Below are 24129 nucleotides of genomic sequence, written 5' to 3'. Positions count from 1 at the left end.
ATCAAAACTCCATCTCAATACTTTCTCCGGCTCTTAATTCCAGGTCAATCTCCGATCCGTCAGCAAAGAGAATTACTTTTTTGCCTTTGGCAGAATGCAGGCGTACGGTTTTCACTTCTCCTTCTTCCCATGTGAAATCCAGCGTAAATCCACCTCTGGCTTTCATTCCTCTCACAGCGCCACTTTGCCATGCTTTCGGCAAAGCCGGCAAAATACTGATCACACCCTCCTCATGAGATTGCAAGAGCATCTCGGCCACACCTGCGGTGTATCCGAAATTTCCATCAATCTGGAATGGGGGATGCGCATCAAACAGGTTAGTATACAATCCTTTGCTCAGAAGCTTTTGGATATGCTCATAGGCCATTTCTCCGTCCAATAGCCTAGCGGAAAAGTTGATCAGCCAAGCTCTGGACCAGCCTGTTCCTGCACCACCGTTTGCCAGCCGGTAATCCAAGGTCTTCTTCACAGCCTCAAACAATTCTGGGTTTTGTCGTTTGGTAATCGCTGCTCCGGGGTGGAAAGCATACAAATGCGACATGTGGCGATGTCCTTTCTCGGGTTCTTCATATTCCCGGTCCCATTCGAGGATTCTTCCATCAGAACCGATCTGAATTCCCGGGCGAAGTTGGCCTAGTTGACTTTGGATCTTGTCTGTCAGTTCTGAGCGTTTGCCAAGGATTTCATTTGATTTCAGGTAGATAGTGAAAATGTCGGCGATCAGCTGTTGGTCCATTGCTGCTCCCATGGTGGAGGCCGCCTTTTGACCTTTTTCGTTGATGAACTGATTTTCGGGAGAAGTGGAAGGAGCAGAGACCAAAGTTCCGTCTCGTGGATCTGTGATAAGCCAATCCGAGTAGAATAATGCAATCTGCTCAATCGCCGGTAGCCCTCTTTTTTCTAAGAAATCCCGATCCAGAGTAAAGAGGTAATGTTCCCAATAATGCCTGCCCAGCCAAGCGCCTGCGCCTACCCAACTTCCCCAATAGGCCGTTTCGGACTGTAGAAAGGGAATCTGCCAGAGGTCTGTCGTGTGCGGAAGCATGGCTCCCCGCATGTTGAAGTTGACTGAGGCCGGCTTTTTCCCGTTTTCGATCAAACCATCTGTAAAGTCAAAAAGCGGCATGTGCAGCTCACTGAGGTTGGTGACTTCAGCTGGCCAATAGTTCATTTGAAGGTTGATATTCAAATGGTAATCTGCATTCCAAGGCGCAGAAATATGACGATTCCAAAGGCCTTGAAGATTGGCCGGATTGGTGCCGGGACGAGAGGAAGAAATCAAGAGATAGCGGCCGAAGTCAAAAAGTAGTTTTTCCAGATGAAGGTCGGTTTGTCCCGCTTTTACATGTTGAATGCGCTTATCAGTTGGTATGGTATCGACAGCAGTTTCACCTAAGGTTAAGCTCATGCGATCGTACCAGGATTGGTATTCCCGAACATGAGCTTGCTGCAGCTGTCCCCAACTGCTAAACGCAATTTCATCCAATGTGGCGCTAGCTTTTTCTTTAAAATCAGCATGATAAAAGCTGGTCTCCGCGACCAACTTGAGGTGAATTTCTTTTGCTCCCTTTACCTGAAGTCCAGCATCGCTTGCCTTTATTTCTCCATCCTGATTTTGGGCAAGGAGCAAGACTTTAAACTTGACACCATTTAAAATCGGGAAAGGTTTGGATTCAATCTGACCACCACGCTGGGTTACCATTCCTTTCATTTCCAGCAGGTTGTCGTTCAAGGATTTGGTTTCCGCTGTAGGGAAGTTTTGATCCATCGGGCGATCCATCCGAATCAGTCCGCTGAAACCATCAGGATGCGTAGTCTTTAATTTGATTAAAATCGCCTGATCTGGAGCAGAGGCAAAGACTTCCTGGGAAACCTCATGACCTTCGCTTTTGAACTGCGTGCGGGATATGGCTTCGCTTAAATCCAAACTTCGCTTGTACTCGGTTATATCATTCCAATGAAAATCCAACCAAAGATCGCCCATAGTTTGATGGGATCGGGTGACCCCCTTTCTGGAAAACTTCAAAACCAACAGAGAATCGGCTTTAGCATGTTCTCCGGTCTTTAAATATTCCCGAATCTGATCCAAATGGGCTCTTGTTCCATCCGCCAAGCCCCAATCCTCAGGGCCTCCGGGCCAAAGGGAGTCTTCGTTGAGTTGGATTCGCTCTTTTCCAGGAATCCCAAAAACCATCGCACCAAGCCTGCCATTACCGATCGGAAGCGCATCTTCCCAGAGTTCGGCTGGTTTTTCGTACCAAAGGACGGATTGCTGTCCAAAGGATTGAATCACTGAAAAAAATGAAAAAAGGAGTAGAACTAGTGGCTTTTTCATCGGTTACTTGGGTTGGGTGCTAAGATTACGACAAATCATTAATCTGACCAACCTGTACGCAAAGAAAAAGTGCTTTTGAAGCTTCAAAAGACTGTTTTTTCTATTGGGAGAGCAGAAAATTCCGGAATTCGTCTGTGTTGAAATTACTCATGCCTTGTTGGTAAAAGACAATTTTTCCTTCCTTGTTGACAACTAGCGTGGTGGGAATTGACTCGCTTTGCAGGCTTTGGTTGATTCCAAAACTGGCATGAACCGATGGGAATTCCCATGAATTTCCTTCGATAAACCCTTTGCTTTTAGAAAAATCATTGTCCAGTCCGATCATCAGAAATTCAAGGTCTGGAGTGTCTTTGACTGAATTGTAAAGCTCAGCAATATGGGGCATCTCTGCCCTGCAAGGACCACACCAGGATGCCCAAAGATTGATGAAAAGGGTTTTCCCCCTATAGTCTTGGAGGTCGATGATGTTTCCTTCGAAATCTCGGAATTGACCCCGATAATCAAACTTTTGGTTGGTCAAGTCAGGTACTTCGATTTTTGGTTTCATTAATCCTGTGGCGAGTAATACTGATTGCATTCCTCCTTGGATCACCGGAAGTAATCCAGTGAAATAGAGAAATGCGAAAAAGGCCAAAATCAGGCCCCAGGACTTAAATTCTTTTTTCCAATCCATTTTTAAAGTATAAAGTACAATGTACCAAGTACAAAGTATCGGGTGAATAACAATTGTGGTCTCGTTTGATTAAGAGATATGCTAAGCGAAATATTCCGCTTCGCGGAGAAATATAGCTGCTACCGCATCTGAGATAAATCCATAGACCTTTGAGGTTTTGAAAACCTCGGAGGTTTGACTGCGGTGAGTAATTTTTCAATTTTTCAATATCGAACACTGAATGCCGAATTTCGAATGATGAAGTTTCGGGAAAACAAATCCGAAATCCCAAATCAAAATTACCCACACATTTCCAGCTCCTTAGTGACTTGTCATACATTAAAGCTGATTTCTCTTACGAAGGAAGGCTATCTTGCAGCTCCAATTTGAATTGAATTCCTCCAAATAGTATGCAGTACGAGATTAAAATCGCCTCCGAACTCCAAGTAAAACCGCATCAGGTACAAGCTACCATTGATTTACTGGACGGTGGTGCGACGGTTCCTTTTATTTCCAGATATCGAAAAGAGGCCACTGGAGAACTTGATGAAGTTCAGGTTGCAACTATCCGTGACCGGATCGAGCAGCTTCGTGAACTGGACAAGCGCAGGGAAGCGATTCTTAAATCCATTGAAGAACAGGGGAAACTCACCCCTGAATTGAAGAAATCAATCGATGCGGCAGAGACCATGTCCAAGCTGGAGGATATCTATTTGCCCTATAAACCCAAGCGTAGAACCAAGGCCACCATTGCTCGGGAAAAAGGCTTGGAGCCGCTTGCTGAGCGGATTTTTACCCAGACTTCTTTCGATCTGGAAGGTGAAGCAAAGAAGTACCTGAGTGAGGAAAAAGAGGTAAAAACCATCGAGGAAGCCCTTCAGGGAGCCCGAGATATTATCGCTGAGTGGATCAATGAGGATGCAGCTCTCCGTGAAAAAATGCGAAAGCTTTTCTTGGAAGAAGGGACTTTTACTTCCCGAGTTATTCCCGGAAAAGAGAACGAAGCAATCAAATACAAGGACTATTTCGAATGGTCCGAACCGATCAAAACTGCTCCCTCTCATCGGGTTTTGGCGATGCGAAGAGGGGAGAAGGAGTTATTTCTGATGTTGGATGCCTGTCCTGAAGAGCTTTCCGCGATAGCGGTAATCGAACGAGAAATTCTCGAAAATGCTTCCAACACGGCTGTAGATCAAGTGAAACTAGCGATCAAGGATACTTACAAAAGACTGCTTAAGCCAAGCATGGAAACCGAAGTTCGTCTCCTGACCAAGAAAAGAGCCGACGAAGAGGCGATCCGTGTTTTTGCCGAAAACCTACGGCAATTGCTTTTGGGAGCGCCCTTGGGACAAAAGTCAGTGATGGCCATTGACCCGGGTTTCCGAACGGGTTGTAAGTTGGTTTGTCTCGGGCCACAAGGTCAGTTTTTGCACTATGAAACAATTTTTCCCCACGAAGCACAGTGGAAAGCTGTGGAGGCAGGAAACGCTGTAAAAGGTTTGGTGGAAAGCTATTCGATTCAGGCGATTGCCATAGGTAATGGGACTGCCGGTCGGGAGACTGAGGCTTTTGTGAAAGGTTTGGGCTTGCCAAAATCTGTCGTCGTGACGATGGTCAATGAAGCAGGAGCATCGATTTATTCGGCTTCGGATGTCGCAAGAGCAGAGTTTCCTGACTTAGATTTGACAATTCGAGGTGCGATTTCCATTGGTCGAAGGCTGATGGATCCTTTAGCGGAATTGGTGAAAATCGATCCAAAATCCATCGGCGTGGGTCAATACCAGCACGATGTAGATCAAAATGCATTGAAGAATTCTTTGGACGACACTGTAATGTCCGCAGTAAACGGAGTGGGAGTGGAGGTCAACACCGCATCGAAGCAATTGCTGACTTATGTGTCGGGTTTGGGACCGGTGCTGGCGCAAAATATCGTGGAATTCAGAACCGAAAATGGACCGTTTACCAGCCGCGCCCAACTCAAAAAAGTGCCTCGATTGGGCGATAAAGCCTTTGAACAAGCTGCAGGTTTCCTAAGAATAAGCAAAGCCAAACACCCGCTAGATTCCTCGGCGGTTCACCCGGAGCGATACGAGTTGGTGGAGAAAATGGCGAAAGATGTAAACGCTTCGGTTAAAGATCTAATGAGTTCGGAAGATTTGCGAAGCAAAATCATCCTGAAAAACTATGTATCTGAAACGGTGGGTTTGCCGACGCTTCAGGATATTTTAGAGGAATTGGCTAAGCCGGGAAGAGATCCACGTGAGTCATTTGAGGTGTTCAATTTCCAAGAAGGAGTGAATTCCATGGCTGACTTAAAAGTGGGAATGAAGTTGCCAGGAGTAGTGACCAATATTACTGCCTTTGGTGCTTTCGTGGATGTGGGAGTCCATCAGGACGGCTTGGTTCACCTAAGCCATTTGGCGGATCGATTTGTGAAAGATCCCAATGAAGTCGTGACCGTAAATCAGAAAGTGCAAGTGACCGTAATGGAAGTGGATATTGCCCGCAAGCGCATCGGATTGAGCATGAAGTCCGATCCTTTTGCGGAGCGGGGTAAAAATCCCCAAAAACCTGCCTCAAAGCCTCAAAAAGTAAAAGAACCCCAAGGCTCCATGGCGGATAAGTTGGCGATGCTGAAAGGAAAGTTTGGGAAGTAAGTGTTATTGGGTTATTTGTTAAAAGTTATTTGTGCACCAGTCAGTGTCTTCACTGGCTGGTTTTTATGGGAAAAGTGTGGGTGGTCGTACTCGCATTGGCGATGTCAAATCATCCAAAGTTTTTAAGTTTTTGAGCGTTTATCAATACATCAACCCAAATTCCCAAAGCGGCACCTTTTTTCCGAATCCATGCTCCATATTGTCCGCAGCAATCAGGTAGTTTTCAAGGTGTTTGATCTGTGAGGTGTCCTTGTTTTTGCCGCCAACTTCGATCACGAGATCATCAACCAAAAAATCACCAGAATTAGGAAGGCGAACTTCTTTTTTCAGATTTTTCAGTTGGTTAAGCAGGAAAGTTTCCCGAACCGAACCGATATCCGGAGCCGATTTTAAAGCATAGGCAAGATTGGTGTTTTCCAGATAGATTTTATCCGGTTTTTGGAGTAGGGAAACTCCTTTGCCTTCAGCGATCAGGAAATTGAGCAGTCTAGCTTTTTCCAATTGATTCAGCCATTCATACAGTGAATCTCTGCTGGTTTCGATTTTTCGGGCAATGGCAGTGAGGTTTGGTTTGAATGGAACCGACTCTGCGAGTACACCCATTAGTTTTTTGACTTTGTACGCAGTACCCGCATTGTAATCAGCGATGAAAGCAAGATCGGACTCAATGACCGTGTTGATGATTTGCTGAAGAAAGATCGGAATGTTTGCCAAGTTGGTTTCGTTGAAAATTGGGAGATATCCTGTTTTTAGGTATTCATGAAACTCCGGTAAAGGATGAAAAGCCTGAGCGACTTCTGAGGAGATTGAACTGTGGTTTTTTTGGATTTCAGCCAAACTGAATACTGGCAAATCCAGTCCTTTTTTGATTTTCAAAAATTCCCGAAAGGACAATCCAGGCAGCTCATAGGTAATCACCCTCCTGCTCAAATCAGACTCTCCCCTGTAAATATCCAAAGCTGAAGAGGATGAAAAAACAACTTTCAGATCAGGATAGGAATCGTAAATATTCTTTAACTCTCGTGACCAGTTTGGGTATTTATGAACTTCATCGATAAACAGAAATCTGCCCCCATTTTGGTAGAATTCATTGGCTGTCTCCACTAGATTGTTTGTATAAAACCAATAATGATCTGCTGTCACATACAAAGCCTCATGTGAATTTGCATTCAAACCGAATTTGATTCGCTGCAGCATCAAGGTCGTTTTTCCCGAACCTCTTGGCCCTTTGATAGCAATCATCCGTTGTTTCCAGTCGATTTGATGGAAGAGGAATCTGAAGAACGAATTGTCTACTTGGTTGAGTAGATTTTTGGAAGTGGAAAAAAGGATTTCCATAAAACGTCGAATTTATTCGACAAAAATAAAATAAAAATGTCGATTTAAAAAGACAAAAAAATATTGTGTTTAACGACAATCGACTGAAACCTACATATTCCCCTTAATCTCCTCGATCAATTCCCGCATTCGTTCTTTGGCCTCGGGAGGGGAAATGATCCGAATTTTATCAGCCATCATCAGCATCCAGCGGATGAAGCCTTCCACAGATGATGTCATAAAGGTCATCTCAATGCCCAAGTCAGTCCTCTTTTCAGTGACAAATCCCTGATTGTACTTTTGTTCTCGAATGTATTTCTCTGCTTGATAGGGTACAAACACTTCAATCTGAGTCAGGTTTTCAGAACTCCGTACCTGATCTAGGAATTCCTTGAGTGTAGGATGAGCGTCCGGCTGGTATTTTTCAGCGAGAACTTTTAATTCCTGAATTCGCTCAATCCGAAAATTCCTGTAATCATTTCTGAGTCTGCACCAGCCGATCATGTACCATTGCTCAAAGGCATAATAGATACCCACAGGCTCCACGACTCTCAAATTCGTCCGCTCTTCTTCAAATGTGGTGTAGTTGATCTCAATGGGATTTTTATTGGTCAAGCAATCCAGTATCACCTGAAGGAATTTACTTTTTTCCTCGGTTTGGAGTTGGTTTCTCATGCGGATTACTTCCACCTGAGGAGATAGCTCCTCGATTTGGTCCTTTTCCGCAGATTTCAGAACGGCTTTGATTTTCAGCATCGCTGATCTAAACTGATCACTGCTGCCTCTGTCGGTGACTTTTTCGAAGATTTTTTCAGCCAAAACAAAGGCTCTCGCTTCCTCCTGTGTGAACATGACTGGTGGTAGTCGATAGCCTTCCACGAGGGAATAGCCTTGTCCGGCTTCACCGATGATCGGTATTCCCGCTTCTTCCAAAGCCCGCATGTCCCGATATACCGTCCTCAGACTGATTGAAAAGCGTTTGGCGATTTCGGCTGCTTTGGTCAATCTTTTAGACTGAAGCTGGGTGACAATGGCAGTGAGTCGGTCGATCCGGTTCATTTATTTTTTTTTCAAAGAAAGAAAAAATCTGAAATCCTACTGACATACAGCTGTCATTGATGGGCAGTTTCTTTGAATATTAATCATAAACAAACCCCTAAATACTATGGAAACTCAAGTACAAAACGAGCAAATCATGACCAAAGAACAGTTACTTGCCCATTGGCAGGGACATCGTGCTTTGACAAGAAGAGTAATCGAAGCATTCCCCGAACAAGAGCTTTTCACTTTCAGCGTTGGTGGAATGCGGACTTTCGGAGAGCTAGCCGCTGAACTGATTGCCATCGCGGTGCCAGGAGTCAAAGGACTGGCACTTGGTGAATGGGAATCCCTAGATGAAAAAGATCCCTCCGGTAAAAATAAAGCAAAGCTTTTGGAAATCTGGGATCAGGATACTGTGGAAATAAACAAATGGTTTCCTCAGATTCCAGAGGGAAGGTTGCAGGAAACGATGCTGGCTTTTGGCCAATACGAGGACAAAGGATACTGCACACTGATGTATTTCATCGACAATGAAATCCATCATCGAGGTCAGGGGTATGTTTACCTGAGAGCGTTGGGAATCGAACCACCAGCATTCTGGGAGCGATAAAAAAAAGAGCCCCAAAGTTGTGTATGCTTTGGGGCTTTTTTATGCTTAATTGACCTGAGGACCTTGACCCTCTTGATACATATTATTGTAATCTTCCTCATTCATCCCTTTGCTGAACCTTCGCAGGTTGTAAGTTAATGAGATCATAAAATACTGCTGGAGCACATTAGTCTGAATGTCTTCGATGAATGTTTCGGTGATATTTCGTCTCACATTGGCATTTTGTCCTAAGATGTCATAGGCCATGATGCTGATTTCACCTCGTTGGTTTTTGAAGATTTTTTTGCCCAAACTCATGTTGATAAGCGAAAAATTATTGTCAAATCCTTCGCTCAGACCTGAGTTGATTTGGTGGTTGAGATCCAATCGGTAGATGATTCCTGCGAAAATGATCCAGTTGAAATTGACCCGGAATCGTTGCTGAAAGAAATTGTTGTTCAAACTTGGATTCAGGGTGTTTTCTACGGTATTGAAGGAAGATCTGGACCAGATATTAAAGTCAATCTGATCGCTGATGCTGCTGTTGATCGAAAAACCACCGCTGTAGCGCTGGGAGTTGTTGAAGCCAATCTGATCATTTACTTGGCCGGGTCTTCTGGTGAGTCCCAAACCTGCATTCAGATTGAGTTTTGATTTCATGAAGTCCAGCGGCATTCCATAACTCACCCAAGACCTGACATCCCAATACCCATCCAAATTGACTGGCCTGTTGAGCTGAGATCCTTTTTCAAGGATTATTCCATCCTGAATCTCGGTGGGCTCATTGGCGATAAAGGTACTGTTGGAAATGTAATTGTCGACAAATTGCGATCGAGTGAAAACAAACCAACTTTTATCGGTGTCTGGATTTTGGCTTCTGAATCTCAGCCGGAACTCTTTGCTGTAGGATTGATCCAAATCAGGGTTTCCGGTAACTAGCTGAAGTGGGTTGGTGTTGTCAATTACAGGTTGGAGCTGGCGTACCTGCGGCTCAGCAGTACGGGTATCGAGGTCGAGCTGAATGTTGGTGTTCTGCGTGAATTTGTATTCGAATCTTACAGTGGGCAATACCGCACTGAAGTTTCTTTTTAATTCGAATGCCTCGGGGAATTCTTGGTTGTTGTCCAGAGTCGCGTCCTGATATTGTACTTCTGTTTGTAACATAAGTTTTTCAGTACTGTACTGGTAACCGAGTTCAAACTCCTGAGTGAGATAATCACTTTGGAACGCATTGCTCAGGGCCGTGTCAAGCCTCATTATTCCTGTTTCAAAATCTCCTCCTTCTACATTGAATACCAATTGATCGGAGTTGTTTCCCCGATTTCCTACTTCATATTCTGCCTCCAAAATGCCATTTTTTCCAATCGCTTCGGTGTAGGATAGTCCTGCTTCCCAACGGTCCCCTTGGCGCTCGCGGGTGGTTCGTTGATCAATGTTTTCATTTCGTTGACCATCCTCTTCAAAATAGACATTTCTGGCTTTTCGGTCGGATTCATCGTTGTCCCATCCATTGTGGAGCAATCCGCGGAAGGTGATACTTCTACCAGGCTTGGCAAACTGATGCCCCACGATCAGGCGGTTGAAGAAATCATATTCCTTGTATAGTCCGGTTTTCAGGTTGTCAACCTGGTTGATCAGGTTGGTGCCATCTGTTGTTTCACCCACAAAAGATGAATTTTCCGTAGAAGACTCTGCCGAGAAGCGAGGGATGTATAATATTCTTGTTTTATCTGTAGGATTATACTCCAAACGGAGAAAGGCCCGGTGATCATTGTTGACCCGAATATCTCTGGATGTTTCAGTGTATAGTTGGTTGAAGGCATCAGTGGTCACGAACTCCCTGAATCGGTTGACGATTCCTACATTTTCACGCTGGGAGTAGTTGTAGCTACCGGTTATTTTGATTTTTTCTCCCCACACATCAGAGTAGTTTAGTCCCAGGATATTGGTCGTGACTATACCTTCCTGAGGTCTGCCATCAGCTTGGGAGTTGGCATCACTGGTGTAGTTGAGCATGTTCACATTATTTGACAGACCAGTAAAGGTGATTCGCTGATCTTCGTCGAATGCATTGATACTGGCGCCGACTAGATAGCGGTCATCCGTGCCATAACCTCCTGTGGTTTTGCCAAACTGCCCTTTTCTTCTGTTGGCCTTGGTAATGATGTTGATGGTCTTAATCCGTTCCCCATCATCAAATCCGCTCAGCTGGGCTTTTTCACTGAGTTGGTCAAAGATTTCAATGCTTTGAATCACCTCTGCGGGAAGATTTTGCAAAGCTGCCTGTACATCAGTCCCAAAAAACGGCTTACCGTCTACCAATATTTGTCCGATATTTTCTCCCTGAGCTTGTAGTGCTCCTCCCTCAGAGATCACGCCGGGTAATTTCTCGATCAAAACCTGTGCGCTCGCATCCTTCATCGTCTTGAATGCATCAGCATTGTACATCGTAGTGTCACTTTTTTGCGTTCCTGTGGATCGTCTCGTAGTCACAACTACTTCTCCGAGGGCAGTAGCTTCTTCCTGAATGCTAAGTGTACCAAAGTCATAATTGGCATTGACTTCTATCGTTCTGAAAAAATTCTGATAGCCTAAATACTGGATTTTGAACAGGTAATTTCCTTCCCGGACGTTGGCCATTTCAAACTCCCCGTCTATCTCCGAGATGGTTCCATAGACTTGGGAAGAATCAGAAACAGATAAGAGGAGGATATTCGCATAGGGAATCGGATCTTCTTTTCCGTATTCATAAACTTTCCCCTTAACTGTGTAGGATTGGGAGTAGCCAAGATTGGCAACTGTAAATGCAAGAATAAAAATAACGAGGTATTTCATTTAACTGGTAATTCTTTATTTCGTTGGCTAGTTTGAGAAAATGGATTCTATTTAAAATACAAAGAAAATGTCCTAAGGTTTATATTCCTTCCAAGAATTAGCTGAGCGGTAGATAAGTCAAATGAACAGTTACCAACTATGGAAAAAATGAAATGTGTGCCTAAATTTTTCTGACAAATCCACTGAAAATCAATATGTTTTAATCTTTGACGAAAATTGTCAATAAAAAATGTTTGTTTTTCAGTCGCGCGTATGTTTATAAAAACAACATTTTTATATTAGCTGTCGTAAAAACAAACAGCTATGGAAAGATCAGATAAAATCAGCATCACCTCGAAGACTTTGGCCTCGGGGAATTGTCAGGTAAAGTTTTTTGTAGAAGATGAGCGCCAGCCTCAATACGGCTATCTATTGATGAGTGAGCCCAAACCCGTCGGGGACATAATAGATGAGATCAAAAGCCGATTAGAAAAAAGGAGGTTTGACGAGATGAATTTGAATCCGTTTTTTCCATTGGCGCCAGCTTCAGATGATCCTAACTTCTATTTGTTTTCCGCATGAGTTTTCTGGCTTCGAATCTTCGCTTTTTGCGAAAGCAAAAAAACATCACTCAAAATGAGCTGGCTGACCAGCTGGATGTGCAACGCACCATGATCTCTGCCTATGAAGATGGGCGCTCCGAACCCAAGCTGGCAACGCTCCTGCGGTTGAGTGAAGTATTGGATGTGGGTGTAGAGGAATTGCTGGAACACGATATCGAAAAGCAAGGTAGAAAAGCACTTCAAAAGCGTGGCATAAACATCCTGACTATAGCTACTGATGAAAACGATAAAGAGAATATCACGCTTGTAGGACAAAAGGCCTCTGCGGGTTACCTCAATGGGTATGCTGATCCTGAATACATGGAGACTTTACCACAGTTTCATTTACCTAATCTTTCACGGCAGGCTACTTATCGGGCATTTGAGTTGTCAGGTGACTCGATGCTTCCGCTGATTCCCGGAACGATCGTAATCGGTGGCTATGTGGACCAGCTGAAGCAAATAAAAAGTGGAAAAACCTATGTCTTGGTGACCCAGACCGAGGGAGTCGTGTATAAGCGGGTTTTCAATTATTTGGAGGAAAACGGAAAGTTGTATCTGGTCTCAGATAATGAGCACTACAAACCTTACGAAGTCAAAGGGGAAGATGTGCTTGAAATTTGGGAAGCCAAAGCCTTCATTAGTACAGATTTTCCCAATCCTGGCGACAAAAAGAAGCCGCTAACGCTGGATGATTTGGGCGAGATGATCCGGGATATACACGCGGATTTGAGGAAGATTAGGGGTTAGTATTCTTTAGAAAGTGTCGCGTTGTTTTCTATCGCATATTTTTGAACTAAGCCCGTCCAAGTACTACCATTATCTGTGGTCATAAAAGCAAATTGGGCTGGATTTCTTGTATCACTTAATGCAAATTCCTCCGAATAAATTGCTTTATCTGACGCAACATAAGATCCATATCCTCTTCCGCTCAATTGATCAAAATAATAGTAATCAAAAGTAAAGTCAGTTCCTTCTTGAGAAATTATAAAATATCCCATTCTGACTCCGTTTTCTCTTAACCACCATTTACCGGAAAAATCTGGAACCGATTCCGCAAAGGTCAAACTTTCATAAATTTCTTGACCATCGGGGTTTGTAGTTCTTATATCTTCTTCATAGACTGGTAAGTTACCTTGATTAGGGTCATCTCCTCCAGCATCAGAATATTGTTCCCGATCTTTAAGGTCTACTCCTGTCGAGTCATAGGAGATATTTTCATCCTCAGATGGTTGATTCTCATCATAAGGAGGGTTTATTAGATTGATTAGAATAAAAAAGACGACTATTCCACCTAATACCCATAAATAATTTTTTGCCCACCAGCTTTTTGGTTTGGGGGGACCGGGAATGAATGGTCTTTGAGCAGTATTTTGGGCAGGAAGATCCTGCCTTTTGGGTACAAGTTTTTCCAGGACTTTTATTAATTCACCCAAATCGTAATCCCACCGCTTAGTCGTGATCTCAGCTACCTGAAGTTGAGTCAGTGGATTAAGATCTTCGGGTAAATCTTCTTCCTCGGGTATACTTGCTCCTTTGACTAAAACGGGGATTACTCGAGTGTTTGCATCATTGAGGGAGGCAGCAATTTCTCTGCGAACCCAGTCTTTCTCATCAAAAAGACGTTTTCCGCCTTTGTCATTGGTGACGTGAAGCCAGTCTGGTCCGATTACCACCAAAACAACTTTGCTTTGGGCCAGCGTCTTTTCAATTGCTTCTGCAAATTTGATCCCGGGCTCGAGATTCTCGATGTCGAGAAAAACCTGATCCTTACCAAAGATTTTCTGCAAATCGCTTTTTAGTCGGTGACAGTCACTTTGCGTATCCGAATGCCGATGACTAATAAAAATTTTATTTTTTTCCATAATGACTGATTTGCAACTCGATTAAAGTTAATTAAATCAGTCAATTAAAAACAAATCAAAATTTTATCCTTCTGCAATCAAATCTGAGAAGCCAGACTTGATCTTCCCTACCGCATCAAAAGAGGGATCGATATTGACTACACCTTTGCCCAATTCATGCCAATAGCCATCTCCGCAATTGATAAAAGCGCCACGCTTGTTGCTCGCTTCTTCTTTGGCTAATTCATAGTGGTAATCCGGCGTAAACACGAGCTTCATCAACTGAATGGCATATTCCCAATTGATCACACGACTGCTTCCTGACATTTCAAAAATCACTTCTCTGACCGAAAAGTGAACCGTAAGACTGCAATCTGCAATCTGATCTGTGACTTGTCGGTAGTCGATTTTTAGAGGAGCTTCTTTTTTCACCGTTTCGTAGATCGCCTGAATCAGATCCTGAGCCATCAGTTGCCACTCTTCCTGGTTGGCCGGGATTTTTACTCCTTCGTCTTTTCCTTTTTCGAGGGCAGCCACGGTGATTCCTCCGTCTTCGATGTCTTTGCTGGTCCACTTGGTTTTTTCAAAAAGCTGTTGAAGTGGCTTGATCCAGACCGAATTCAATTTACCCTTGTAGCTGTAGTCGTCATTAAGTGTGAAACCCTCGTCAAAAATCTCCTCTTCGCTAAGTTCTTCACGTTCCGTGTAATGCAGATCGAGGGAAACACTCAAATCTCCCTTTGACCAGTCCAATTCCAATCGGAAAACATGACTGTATGGAGGAGGAACTATACCTGAGTCGTACTCTAATACCAGGCGGTTGATCGTATTTTTGGTGGATGTCATTGCGTAAGCTTTGCGCAAAAGTATGGTTTTTCGGTCAATTAAGTGGTTATTTTGCAGCCCAATCATACTGCCCTATGGAAGATGTTTTAGATCTCATTTCTACGGAGATATACCAAAAATCCTATGTGATCATCGATGATTTTGTCGATGAGGAATTTCGGAGAGCACTCATTGCGGAGCAAAATGAATTGGTCAAACAGGGAAAATTCCGTCATGCGGCTGTCGGCAAGGGAGGGCAAAAACAGGTAAGAACTGAAATTCGAAATGATGAAGTGTACTGGATGGACGCGGATGAATTGTCCCCACTTCAAAAAATCTATTGGGAAAAGGTGGATGAAATCCGAAAAGTCCTTAATCAGCGCTGCTTTCTGGGGCTGAGATCCTTTGAAGGACACTTTGCTAAGTATCCGGTCGGCTCATTTTACAAACGGCACTTGGACCAATTTCATGCGGTTCCACATCGAGTGGTGACGGTGATTTTGTACCTGAATGAGTCTTGGACCGCTGAAGATGAAGGAGCTCTTCGGATGTATTTTTCGCAGGAAGAAGGGACTGAGCGAATTGAAGATGTCCTGCCACTAGGCGGTAGATTGGTGGTGTTTCTCAGTGGAGAGATTCCTCATGAAGTGCTCCCAACCAAAAAAGAACGGATCAGCATCACCGGTTGGCTGAAAGATATCGATTAACGCAGCTGAATCCGGATGTGCTTGGTTTCCTGCTTTAATTCAAAAGCTGCTTTGGAAAAGGCCGGTGCACTGAAATAAGCTTTCGCATTGTTCGAAAAGCCGTATTTCTCAGTTGGATACCCTACTGGATTGGTGTCCAGTTTACCGTTTTCATTTGCATCATGGATGACACAGATGGCGTAAGTGCCAGCCTTGAGGTCAGTAATTTTTAGATTGCATTTGCCGTCTTTCAAGGGTACAGAGTAGGAGCGAAGTGCCTGATCTGGTTGATCTGGATAGCCTTTTTCCGAGTCAAAAACCAGAATTCTGACCAATCCCTTATCAGACTTTGCCTCGTGGATATGCAAGTCGATGATGCTTGTATTTTGCGGAGCAAAAGAAAAAACCACTAAGAAAGCGAAATTCAAAATAAGGGTAATCATAGTTGATTGAACGTCTTTTGCCGATTGATTTTTCCACTTTCTGTTTGCAAAAATGCCGGGAGAAAGTAGATGGATTTTGGCGCTTGGTATTTGCCAAGGTCTGCTTCAAGTTTTGATTGCAAATGCTTAGCCAATTCTTTATCTGGCTCCGATTTCTCGATAAGTAAAACCAGTCTTTCTCCTAGTTTTTCATCCTTTTCACCGAAGAAGAAAAAACGACTTCCTGGAAAAAATGTCTCCATGATTGCTTCCGACTGCTGCTCTAGAAGCTCCGGATGTAATTTTACTCCGCCGGAATTAATCACAAAATCCGCTCGCCCCAGCCACTTAAAGGATGTTTCGGAAGTCAATTCGACCAAGTCATTGGTTTGAATCGTCTCTAGTCCACTCATGGGCGATTTGATCCAGATTGTACCTCGGCTATCTTGCCCGATTTCAACACCTGGGAGAGTTTGGTATTCCAATTCGGTTTTTTCAATTTTTGCCAGCGCAATGTGAGAAACCGTCTCCGTCATACCGTAAGTCTGCCAAGCCATGAGTTGATTATCGATGAGTTGGCTTTTGAGTTTTTGGGGAATTGGCGCCCCACCGATGATCAAATGGGAGACTTTTTTGAGTTTGGCCAAAGCCTGCGGATCTCCGAGACAAGCTTCCACCTGAAGTGGAACCATGGCCACAAAATCGGGTAAAATGTCGTCAACTAGGTTTGAAAATGGATTGGATTTTGGCTCTTCAAGCCAAATCGGACAATCCCAGACCATCGCCCGAACGAGCATCATTTTACCGGCGATATATTCTGGATTCAGGCAGCATAAGAGTTTTGTTTCGGATTCTGTTTTAAAAAAAGCTCCGGTAGCCTCAGCACTTTGGATCATTTGCAACCTGCTTATTTCGATGGTTTTTGGGCTTCCTGTAGAGCCAGACGTTTGTTGCTGGAAGTTGTTTTCACCGGAAATCCATGCTTCACAAAAGGAAAACGCAGCTTTTGCGAAAGGGGGAAGTGTAGTCTCCGCTAGCTCAAAATCTGCTGTTGACTGAAAAATCTGATTCCTGAAATGAAGCTGAAACATTGAAACTGCGTTGAGTTTTAGCCTTGCTATAGGGATTAACAATTTTCCCGGAAGGCTGTTATCTTGCACAAAAATCGAAATTTAAACCAAATGAACACCATGGAGTGGATTACTGCCAAGGAATACGAAGATATCACCTACAAAAAATGTAATGGAGTCGCCCGAATTGCTTTCAATCGCCCAGAAGTTCGGAATGCCTTCCGTCCAAAAACCACAGCAGAATTGTACGATGCTTTTTATGATGCGCAGGAAGATACCTCGATTGGTGTGGTGCTTTTGAGCGGGGAAGGTCCTTCACCCAAAGATGGCGGTTGGGCATTTTGCTCAGGTGGAGATCAAAAAGCCAGAGGAAAACAAGGCTATGTTGGAGAGGATGGCTATCACCGCTTGAATATTCTGGAAGTGCAGCGCTTGATCCGTTTTATGCCAAAAGTGGTGATTGCAGTTGTTCCCGGTTGGGCAGTAGGAGGAGGGCACAGTCTTCATGTGGTTTGTGATCTGACTTTGGCAAGTAAGGAGCATGCGATTTTCAAGCAAACTGACGCCGATGTGACTAGCTTTGATGGGGGTTATGGAAGTGCTTATCTGGCAAAAATGGTGGGACAAAAGAAAGCGAGAGAGATCTTCTTTTTGGGTAGAAACTACTCCGCACAGGAAGCCTTTGGCATGGGAATGGTGAATGCCGTAATTCCGCATGCCGAACTTGAATCTACCGCCTACGAATGGGCTCAGGAGATTTTAGCCAAGTCACCGACATCGATCAAAATGTTGAAATTTGCCATGAACTTAACCGATGACGGGATGGTGGGACAGCAGGTTTTTGCGGGTGAAGCTACCCGCTTGGCCTATGGAACTGAAGAAGCGATAGAGGGAAGAAATGCCTTTTTGGAGAAACGAAAGCCGAATTTCAAGAATATTAAATGGATTCCTTGATAGAATAAAATTATTACTGACATGGGTCATCCAGAGCGGAGTCGAGGACCCTTCGACTCCCTTCGGACTTACCCAAGAAAAATAAGATTTTTATTAAATGGTCTCTTCGTTATGAGCTTTAAGAAAAAGCCTTTCTCACGATATACTCGATCGATCTAGCAGCGAGTCTAGCAGTGGCATTGTCTTGATCAAACTGTGGATTGAGCTCGACCACATCCAGACTAATAAATTTTTTGCTTTTGACAATCAATTCGAAAACCTTGAACGCAATCTGGGGATTGAAGCCCATGGGCGATGGCGCTGAAACTCCTGGTGCAAAAGCTGATGAAAACCCGTCCAAATCAATGCTCAGGTAGATTTTGTCCACTGAATCGATAAACCAGCTGATTTGCTCTTCGATGTATTCCCAATTGTGCAGACGGAATTCCTCCATGACGATGTATCGAGCCTTGAGTTTTTCGGCTGTATCAAAAAGTGATTTCGGGTTGGCCGCACGCTGAATTCCTAATGCGAGATAATTGAAATCAGCAGGATTTTCTTCCGCCAATTGATAGAACGGCGAACCTGAATGTCCTTTGCCTTTTGATGGGAGACGTAGATCAAAATGGGCATCGAGATTGATGATTCCGAGCTTTTCACCTTTTTCCTTGACATACTTCATCACGCCCTTTCCATGTGCATAGGCTACGTCATGGCCTCCTCCAAGAATCACAGGAAGGTGTTCTGTCTCCAGAAGCTCATAGCTGGTTTTTGAAATCAATTCGTGCGCTGATTCCATGTCCTGATCCAAGGTGAAGACATCTCCATAATCGTAAACTGGCAGGTTTTCTGGGAGATGAAGCGCTACAGATCCCAGCATTTTTCGAATTACAGCAGGACCTTCGATGGTGCCCGTTCTGCCTTGATTTCGAATGACTCCTTCCTCACTTGAATATCCCAAAATGCCAACTTTCTTATTCGAATCATCTTTGATTTTCAAGTTGGCTACGGGTTGGATAGCCTGATGCCAATATTCGATCTGATCTGATTTTCTGCCGGACCAGTTGAAAGGAGAGGGGTTTTGATGGAGATTCATACTCTTGATGTCTTTTCTTTATTAATTTCTTTGCAAGAATACTTTATAAAAATTAATAATCCTATAGAGTTTGTAGGTTATTGAATCAACTGACTTAAAACCTCCTCATCCACCAAATTGGGAACCGTCACTTTCAGCCCCGGACTGCGGTCCATTTCCCGCTGAATGGCTTCCATCGAACCTGAATTTCTAGCCCAAGCTCTCCGTGCAATTCCATTATTGACATCATAGAAAAGCATCGATTTCAATCGCTTCGAAGCTTCATTTGTCCCATCCAATACCAATCCAAAGCCTCCGTTGATCACTTCGCCCCAGCCGACTCCACCACCATTGTGGATTGATACCCAAGTTGCTCCACGGAAACTATCCCCGATGACATTGTGAATAGCCATATCAGCGGTGAATCGACTTCCATCGTAGATATTGCTCGTTTCCCGATAAGGAGAATCGGTCCCACTCACATCGTGATGATCCCTTCCCAAAACAATGGGAGCCGTGATTTCTCCAGATTTAATTGCTTGATTGAAGGCTTCGGCGATTTTAGCTCGGCCTTCCGCATCGGCGTATAAGATACGCGCCTGCGAACCCACCACCAACCTGTTTTGCTCCGCCTCCTCAATCCAGGTGATATTGTCCTGAAGTTGCTGAGCGATCGAATCCGGCGCAGTTTGTTTGATTTCTTTCAAAATTGAAGCTGCGATCTGATCTGTTTTTCTCAAATCTTCAGCTTTTCCAGAGGTACAAACCCAGCGAAAAGGCCCGAAACCATAGTCAAAGCACATCGGACCCAAAATGTCCTGCACATAACTGGGATAGCGGAAATCAAGGCCGTTTTCAGCCATCACACCAGCTCCTGCTCGCGAAGCTTCCAGCAAAAATGCATTCCCATAATCGAAAAAATAAGTTCCTTTTTCAGCATGTCGGTTGATTGAAGCGGCATGACGCCTTAGAGACTCCTGGACTTTTTCCTTAAAAGCTTCAGGATTTTCAGCCATCAGTTGATTGGATTCATCGAAAGAAAGTCCTGCCGGATAGTAGCCACCAGCCCATGGATTGTGTAGCGAGGTCTGATCCGATCCGAGTTCTACGAAGATATTTTCGGCATCAAATCGCTCCCAGACGTCCACGATATTTCCAATAAATGCCAACGAAACGACTTCTTTTTGAGCCTTGGCTTGCTGCACCCGGTTTACCAATTCATCCAAATTTTCAATCAATTCATCCACCCAGCCTTGTTCATACCTTTTTCTGGCAGCTGCTGGATTGACCTCGGCGCAGACTGTCACACAGCCTGCGATGTTTCCTGCTTTGGGCTGCGCTCCTGACATGCCTCCCAAACCCGCAGTGAGGAAAATCTTGCCTTTTGGGCTTTCTCCAGGGTTTAGTTTTTTCCGAAAGGCATTCATCACCGTGATCGTAGTACCGTGGACTATTCCCTGAGGACCGATGTACATGAAGGATCCAGCCGTCATTTGTCCATATTGGGTCACTCCCAGCGCATTGAATTTTTCCCAGTCGTCCGGTTTGGAATAGTTGGGGATCATCATTCCATTGGTCACGACTACTCGCGGTGCTTCCGTGGATGAAGGGAAAAGTCCCATTGGATGACCGGAATAGAGGTGCAAGGTCTGCTCATCGGTCATCTCTGACAGATACTTCATGGTGAGTAGGTATTGCGCCCAGTTTTGGAAAACTGCCCCGTTTCCTCCATAGGTGATCAATTCCTCAGGATGCTGAGCCACGGCAGGATCCAGATTATTTTGGATCATGAGCATGATCGCTGCTGCTTGCTTAGATTGAGCAGGATATTCTTCGATTGCTCGCGCAAAAAGTGGGTAATCCGGCATAAATCGGTACATATAAATGCGACCGAATTCCTTCATTTCTTCTAAAAATTCAGCCGCTAATTCCTTGTGCCAATCTGCAGGAAAATAGCGCAGTGCATTTCTGAGAGCCAACTTTTTCTTCTCCGGAGAAAGAATGTCCTTCCGCTTCGGCGCATGAGAAATGGATGGATTTCGCTGCTTTTTTGGAGGTAAATTGGCTGGGATTCCTTGGGTGATTTGATCCTGCATGGGATTTACGGTTTACGATTTTTGAATTACGACCTGAATTCGAACTTTTGAGCTTTGTTCTTAAATCTATTGTCTTGAGTCTAATGTCTTAAATCTTATTTCCACCCTTCCACACCATCTCAGGTTTCAACTTCCCTTGTTGGTACAAAATCTCCCGATAATTTGAGGTAGGAAAGAGAATGAAGTCGGCCAAAAATCCCGATGCTATTTTACCCCGGTCATTCAAGCCTAAAGCCGCAGCAGCTCGGAAAGTAATCCCGGCCAACACTTCTGCGGTGCTTAGTTTTTCGAAAGTTGCCAAAATAGAAGCCTGGGCCAACAAATCACCCATCGGTGCAGAACCTGGATTCCAATCTGATGCAATCGCCAAGGATCCGCCTTGGTCTAGAATTTTCCGCGTAGGAGCGAATGAACACCCTAACCCCAGACTTGCTCCCGGCAAGGCTACAGCGATGGTTTTCGATTGCGCTATATCGTTGATTTCTTTTTCCCCAGATGTTTCCAAATGATCTGCTGAAAGTGCACCAAATGTCACCGCAACCGCTGAACCACCTGTGGAAAATTGATCTGCATGGACTGTAAGTTCAAACCCCATTTCCTTGGCCTTCTCGAAGTAAGGACTAATCTCATCAGCTGAAAATGCGCTTTTCTCCACAAAGGCATCGATTCGATTGGTGAGGTTTTCATTTTTGAGAACGGGAAAAAGTTTGGTAGAGATCAATTCCAAATACTCCGAATTTGACCCTTCGAAATCTTTGGGTTTCATGTGGGCGGCAAGACAAGTAGGGATCAAATCCGCTGAAGTGGATAGATTCGCAAGTTGAATGGCTCGAAGCATCTTAAGTTCCTTGTCCACTGAAAGTCCATAACCGCTTTTCACCTCGATGGTAGTAACTCCTTCGAAAAGGTGGCGATTAGCATGTTTGGCCGTTATTTTGGCAAGGTCTTCCAAGCTCAGTTTCCGCGTTTGGTTGACGGTATCCCAAATTCCACCACCCGACTCAGCGATTTCGAGGTAGCTTTTTCCAGCATTGCGCATGGCGAAATCTTTGGCTCTGCTGCCTCCAAAGCAGATATGCGTGTGGCAATCGACCAGTCCTGGGATCGCCACATATTCTCCATCTAAATTGAAAAGTTCTGCATCGGGAAACTCATTTTTGAGCTTTTGCCAAGGTCCTACTTGAAGAAATTTATCACCTTCAATCAGGATTCCAGCCTCAGAAATCAGGTCAAGTTGCTCGTCTTTCAAAGCTCCCTTCAGTGGAAGCTTGTCAAGGGTAAGCAGTTGGGTAATCGGGCCGATTAGTTTTAAGTTTTTCATGTTTTTGTTTCCCACAGATTAACACAGAAAAGGCCACAGATTTTCACTGATTTTAAATCTGTGTGGATCTGTGATTTTATCGGTGAAAATCTGTGGGAGAATTTAATATTCAAACAATTTGCTCCATTCGGTTTCAAAAGCCAAACCTTCATTTTTAGCCACCTTTTTTGCCAAAGCGATCAATTCCCCGCTTTTCACTAATTCAATAGCAGTCTCCATGTCTTCGTATAAGATTCGATCTGAAACCACGGGATTAATCGATTCTCTGACCTGCTCGTAAATTGCGGTCATGATTTTTCCTGATTTCAGCGGAGCATGATAGTCCATGGCCTGAGCTGCATAGAAAAGCTCGATCCCCAAGATTTTTTCCACATTTCCAATGACTCTGAGTGCTTTTCTCGCGCCAATACTACCCATACTCACATGATCTTCCTGCCCAAGTGAAGTAGGAATGGAATCTGCCGAAGCAGGGAAACAGAGCCCTTTATTTTCCGAAGCCAAAGCTGCCGTGGTGTATTGAGGAATCATCAGACCGGAATTCAGCCCAGTTTCTTTGAGTAAAAGTTTGGGGACGCCCGGGGTATCTCCTTCAATGGAAAGATAGATTCTACGATCAGAAATATTCCCAATTTCTGAAGCTGCAAGACAGGCATAATCCAAGGGCAGGGCGATTGGCTGCCCGTGAAAATTCCCTCCGGAAATCGTGTTGTCTGCATCAAAAACCACCGGATTGTCAGTAACTGAGTTGATTTCAGTTTCGATACTTTCCTTGAGGTGAAGCCAAGCATTCCAGCTGGCACCATGCACCTGAGGCATACAACGGAGAGAGTAGGGGTCTTGGACTCGAGCGCAATTCAAATGTGAATTGACGATTTCTGATTCATGTAGGAGATTGAGGATGCTTTGGGCGACATGCTGGTTTCCTGCAAAAGGTCGCAATTGATGCAGTTGAGCTGTAAAAGGTTTGATCGATCCCATCAAGCCTTCGATCATCATCGCACCTGTGATATTGGCGTGGGTGAGGAGGTTGTAGAGGCGATCGACGATTTTCACACCAAAAGCCGCCATAAATTGAGTACCGTTGATCAGTGCCAAACCTTCTTTTGGACCAAGCGAAAGTGGTTTTTTGGAGTAATGGGCCAGCGCTTTTCGTGTAGAGGTTACCTCGCCCGCGAAATGAACTTTGCCCAAACCGATCAAGGGCAAAAAAAGATGCGAAAGCGGTGCCAGATCGCCGGACGCACCTACCGAACCTTGCTCAGGGACTACCGGAATTATATCATGTTCTAGCATCCATTGCATTCTTTCCAATGTCTCGAGTCTGATTCCTGAGAACCCTTGCGCCAGTGCATGGATTTTCAAAGTGAGCATCAGACGGGAAATTTCCTCAGGAATGTAATCCCCAACACCGACAGCATGACTTTTGAGTAGATTTTCCTGAAGAGTCGTGGTGTCATCTGCTGAAATGCGTGTCGTACAAAGTGGCCCAAATCCGGTATTTATGCCATAGACCGCCTTTTCACCTTTGGCAATTTGTGCCACAGCGGCCGCAGAGGCATTTACTTTTCCGATGGTTTCTGGACTGAAGATCCCCTTGATTTCTTTTCGGGCAAGCTTCAGCGCCAAAGAAGAAGTCAGAAGATCTTGTCCGTAGTGGAATGTTTTCATAGTGTTGATGTGCTTTGCTGCATTTAAAAACCTCAAAGCATTAGTTGTGGGATAGAATTACGCGTGCGTGGACCTACATACCGGGACGGAATTTTAAATCAATTCCAAAACCTTCGAATTCCTAGAGACCTCCATGGTTTATCATTCAAAATTACCGATTTGCATTGATGCTTATTGATACT

The 24129-nt window shown here is 44.3% G+C and carries 19 protein-coding genes; 6 read left to right on the top strand and 13 right to left on the bottom strand.

The window, feature by feature from the left end:
- Position 1 precedes the first annotated feature (1 nt).
- A complete protein-coding gene (locus DK188_RS07165) occupies positions 2-2335 on the bottom strand; it encodes a glycoside hydrolase family 95 protein (RefSeq protein ID WP_111670119.1) in 2334 nt (777 codons plus the stop codon).
- A 100-nt stretch (positions 2336-2435) separates the two neighbouring features.
- Positions 2436-3008 carry a TlpA family protein disulfide reductase gene (locus DK188_RS07160; RefSeq protein WP_111670118.1) on the bottom strand — a complete coding sequence of 191 codons (573 nt, stop codon included), beginning with the start codon at positions 3006-3008 and terminating at the stop codon, positions 2436-2438.
- 389 nt (positions 3009-3397) lie between these two features.
- Between DK188_RS07160 and DK188_RS07150 the strand changes: the two genes are divergently transcribed.
- A complete protein-coding gene (locus tag DK188_RS07150) occupies positions 3398-5644 on the top strand; it encodes a Tex family protein (protein ID WP_111670116.1) in 2247 nt (748 codons plus the stop codon).
- A 141-nt stretch (positions 5645-5785) separates the two neighbouring features.
- Here the strand turns inward: DK188_RS07150 and DK188_RS07145 are convergent, their stop codons facing one another.
- Both DK188_RS07145 and DK188_RS07140 read right to left on the bottom strand, forming a co-directional pair.
- Entirely contained in the window at positions 5786-6982 is a 1197-nt protein-coding gene (locus DK188_RS07145; RefSeq protein WP_111670115.1) for an ATP-binding protein, read from the bottom strand.
- Positions 6983-7072: 90 nt separating this feature from the next.
- Positions 7073-8020 carry a helix-turn-helix transcriptional regulator gene (locus DK188_RS07140; RefSeq protein ID WP_111670114.1) on the bottom strand — a complete coding sequence of 316 codons (948 nt, stop codon included), beginning with the start codon at positions 8018-8020 and terminating at the stop codon, positions 7073-7075.
- A gap of 106 nt (positions 8021-8126) precedes the next feature.
- On the opposite strand from DK188_RS07140, the gene DK188_RS07135 reads away from it, so the two are divergent.
- A complete protein-coding gene (locus tag DK188_RS07135) occupies positions 8127-8612 on the top strand; it encodes a DinB family protein (RefSeq protein ID WP_111670113.1) in 486 nt (161 codons plus the stop codon).
- A gap of 45 nt (positions 8613-8657) precedes the next feature.
- Here the strand turns inward: DK188_RS07135 and DK188_RS07130 are convergent, their stop codons facing one another.
- Positions 8658-11426, bottom strand: a complete 2769-nt coding sequence (locus tag DK188_RS07130; protein ID WP_111670112.1) for an outer membrane beta-barrel protein — start codon at positions 11424-11426, stop codon at positions 8658-8660.
- Between the two features lie 303 nt (positions 11427-11729).
- On the opposite strand from DK188_RS07130, the gene DK188_RS07125 reads away from it, so the two are divergent.
- Together DK188_RS07125 and DK188_RS07120 are read left to right on the top strand one after the other, a co-directional pair.
- Positions 11730-11987: a hypothetical protein gene (locus tag DK188_RS07125; RefSeq protein ID WP_111670111.1), complete on the top strand. Its 258-nt coding sequence runs from the start codon at positions 11730-11732 to the stop codon at positions 11985-11987.
- Positions 11984-12757, top strand: coding sequence for an XRE family transcriptional regulator (locus tag DK188_RS07120; protein ID WP_111670110.1), 774 nt, complete (start codon positions 11984-11986; stop codon positions 12755-12757). Before DK188_RS07125 ends, DK188_RS07120 begins: the two co-directional genes overlap by 4 nt.
- Here the strand turns inward: DK188_RS07120 and DK188_RS07115 are convergent.
- Both DK188_RS07115 and DK188_RS07110 read right to left on the bottom strand, forming a co-directional pair.
- Positions 12754-13872: a toll/interleukin-1 receptor domain-containing protein gene (locus DK188_RS07115; protein WP_111670109.1), complete on the bottom strand. Its 1119-nt coding sequence runs from the start codon at positions 13870-13872 to the stop codon at positions 12754-12756. The two genes, DK188_RS07120 and DK188_RS07115, sit on opposite strands and share 4 nt — an antisense overlap.
- A gap of 63 nt (positions 13873-13935) precedes the next feature.
- The gene (locus DK188_RS07110) at positions 13936-14697 is read right to left on the bottom strand and encodes a hypothetical protein (protein ID WP_111670108.1); all 762 of its coding nucleotides are present in this window, start codon (positions 14695-14697) and stop codon (positions 13936-13938) included.
- Between the two features lie 74 nt (positions 14698-14771).
- On the opposite strand from DK188_RS07110, the gene DK188_RS07105 reads away from it, so the two are divergent.
- Entirely contained in the window at positions 14772-15383 is a 612-nt protein-coding gene (locus DK188_RS07105; protein WP_111670107.1) for a 2OG-Fe(II) oxygenase, read from the top strand.
- Here DK188_RS07105 and DK188_RS07100 read toward each other — a convergent pair.
- Positions 15380-15805 (bottom strand): DUF2141 domain-containing protein, encoded by a 426-nt coding sequence (locus DK188_RS07100; protein WP_111670106.1) that lies wholly within the window; start codon positions 15803-15805, stop codon positions 15380-15382. The genes DK188_RS07105 and DK188_RS07100 overlap by 4 nt on opposite strands.
- On the bottom strand, positions 15802-16875 hold the full coding sequence (locus DK188_RS07095; RefSeq protein WP_111670105.1) for an AMP-binding protein: 1074 nt from the start codon (positions 16873-16875) through the stop codon (positions 15802-15804). The genes DK188_RS07100 and DK188_RS07095 overlap by 4 nt, the downstream gene beginning before the upstream one ends.
- A gap of 99 nt (positions 16876-16974) precedes the next feature.
- Here DK188_RS07095 and DK188_RS07090 point away from each other — a divergent pair, with 99 nt between their 5' ends.
- Entirely contained in the window at positions 16975-17808 is an 834-nt protein-coding gene (locus DK188_RS07090; protein WP_111670220.1) for a 1,4-dihydroxy-2-naphthoyl-CoA synthase, read from the top strand.
- A gap of 118 nt (positions 17809-17926) precedes the next feature.
- Here DK188_RS07090 and hutG read toward each other — a convergent pair whose 3' ends face one another.
- From hutG to hutH, 4 genes are all read right to left on the bottom strand, one after another.
- Positions 17927-18883 (bottom strand): formimidoylglutamase, encoded by a 957-nt coding sequence (hutG, locus tag DK188_RS07085; RefSeq protein WP_111670104.1) that lies wholly within the window; start codon positions 18881-18883, stop codon positions 17927-17929.
- A gap of 77 nt (positions 18884-18960) precedes the next feature.
- Complete coding sequence (locus DK188_RS07080) at positions 18961-20958, bottom strand: urocanate hydratase (RefSeq protein ID WP_111670103.1); 1998 nt, start codon at positions 20956-20958, stop codon at positions 18961-18963.
- 88 nt (positions 20959-21046) lie between these two features.
- Positions 21047-22279: an imidazolonepropionase gene (gene hutI, locus DK188_RS07075; protein WP_111670102.1), complete on the bottom strand. Its 1233-nt coding sequence runs from the start codon at positions 22277-22279 to the stop codon at positions 21047-21049.
- 102 nt (positions 22280-22381) lie between these two features.
- Positions 22382-23947 (bottom strand): histidine ammonia-lyase, encoded by a 1566-nt coding sequence (hutH, locus tag DK188_RS07070; RefSeq protein ID WP_111670101.1) that lies wholly within the window; start codon positions 23945-23947, stop codon positions 22382-22384.
- Positions 23948-24129 lie beyond the last annotated feature (182 nt).

Source organism: Algoriphagus litoralis (assembly GCF_003259255.1).
GTDB classification, from domain to species: Bacteria; Bacteroidota; Bacteroidia; order Cytophagales; family Cyclobacteriaceae; genus Algoriphagus; species Algoriphagus litoralis.
Note: the sequence above shows the minus strand (reverse complement) of the source record. Positions and strands in the feature narration are given on the sequence as shown.

Bases quoted from the DNA above. Each gene is read 5' to 3' on its own strand.
- DK188_RS07095 (WP_111670105.1), bottom strand. From the start codon at position 16,875: ATGTTTCAGCTTCATTTCAGGAATCAGATTTTTCAGTCAACAGCAGAT.
- hutH (WP_111670101.1), bottom strand. From the start codon at position 23,947: ATGAAAACATTCCACTACGGACAAGATCTTCTGACTTCTTCTTTGGCG.
- DK188_RS07110 (WP_111670108.1), bottom strand. From the start codon at position 14,697: ATGACATCCACCAAAAATACGATCAACCGCCTGGTATTAGAGTACGAC.
- DK188_RS07130 (WP_111670112.1), bottom strand. From the start codon at position 11,426: ATGAAATACCTCGTTATTTTTATTCTTGCATTTACAGTTGCCAATCTT.
- DK188_RS07080 (WP_111670103.1), bottom strand. From the start codon at position 20,958: ATGCAGGATCAAATCACCCAAGGAATCCCAGCCAATTTACCTCCAAAA.
- DK188_RS07160 (WP_111670118.1), bottom strand. From the start codon at position 3,008: ATGGATTGGAAAAAAGAATTTAAGTCCTGGGGCCTGATTTTGGCCTTT.
- DK188_RS07135 (WP_111670113.1), top strand. From the start codon at position 8,127: ATGGAAACTCAAGTACAAAACGAGCAAATCATGACCAAAGAACAGTTA.
- DK188_RS07100 (WP_111670106.1), bottom strand. From the start codon at position 15,805: ATGATTACCCTTATTTTGAATTTCGCTTTCTTAGTGGTTTTTTCTTTT.
- DK188_RS07125 (WP_111670111.1), top strand. From the start codon at position 11,730: ATGGAAAGATCAGATAAAATCAGCATCACCTCGAAGACTTTGGCCTCG.
- DK188_RS07165 (WP_111670119.1), bottom strand. From the start codon at position 2,335: ATGAAAAAGCCACTAGTTCTACTCCTTTTTTCATTTTTTTCAGTGATT.
- DK188_RS07090 (WP_111670220.1), top strand. From the start codon at position 16,975: ATGGAGTGGATTACTGCCAAGGAATACGAAGATATCACCTACAAAAAA.
- DK188_RS07105 (WP_111670107.1), top strand. From the start codon at position 14,772: ATGGAAGATGTTTTAGATCTCATTTCTACGGAGATATACCAAAAATCC.
- hutG (WP_111670104.1), bottom strand. From the start codon at position 18,883: ATGAATCTCCATCAAAACCCCTCTCCTTTCAACTGGTCCGGCAGAAAA.
- DK188_RS07115 (WP_111670109.1), bottom strand. From the start codon at position 13,872: ATGGAAAAAAATAAAATTTTTATTAGTCATCGGCATTCGGATACGCAA.
- DK188_RS07145 (WP_111670115.1), bottom strand. From the start codon at position 6,982: ATGGAAATCCTTTTTTCCACTTCCAAAAATCTACTCAACCAAGTAGAC.
- DK188_RS07120 (WP_111670110.1), top strand. From the start codon at position 11,984: ATGAGTTTTCTGGCTTCGAATCTTCGCTTTTTGCGAAAGCAAAAAAAC.
- DK188_RS07150 (WP_111670116.1), top strand. From the start codon at position 3,398: ATGCAGTACGAGATTAAAATCGCCTCCGAACTCCAAGTAAAACCGCAT.
- hutI (WP_111670102.1), bottom strand. From the start codon at position 22,279: ATGAAAAACTTAAAACTAATCGGCCCGATTACCCAACTGCTTACCCTT.
- DK188_RS07140 (WP_111670114.1), bottom strand. From the start codon at position 8,020: ATGAACCGGATCGACCGACTCACTGCCATTGTCACCCAGCTTCAGTCT.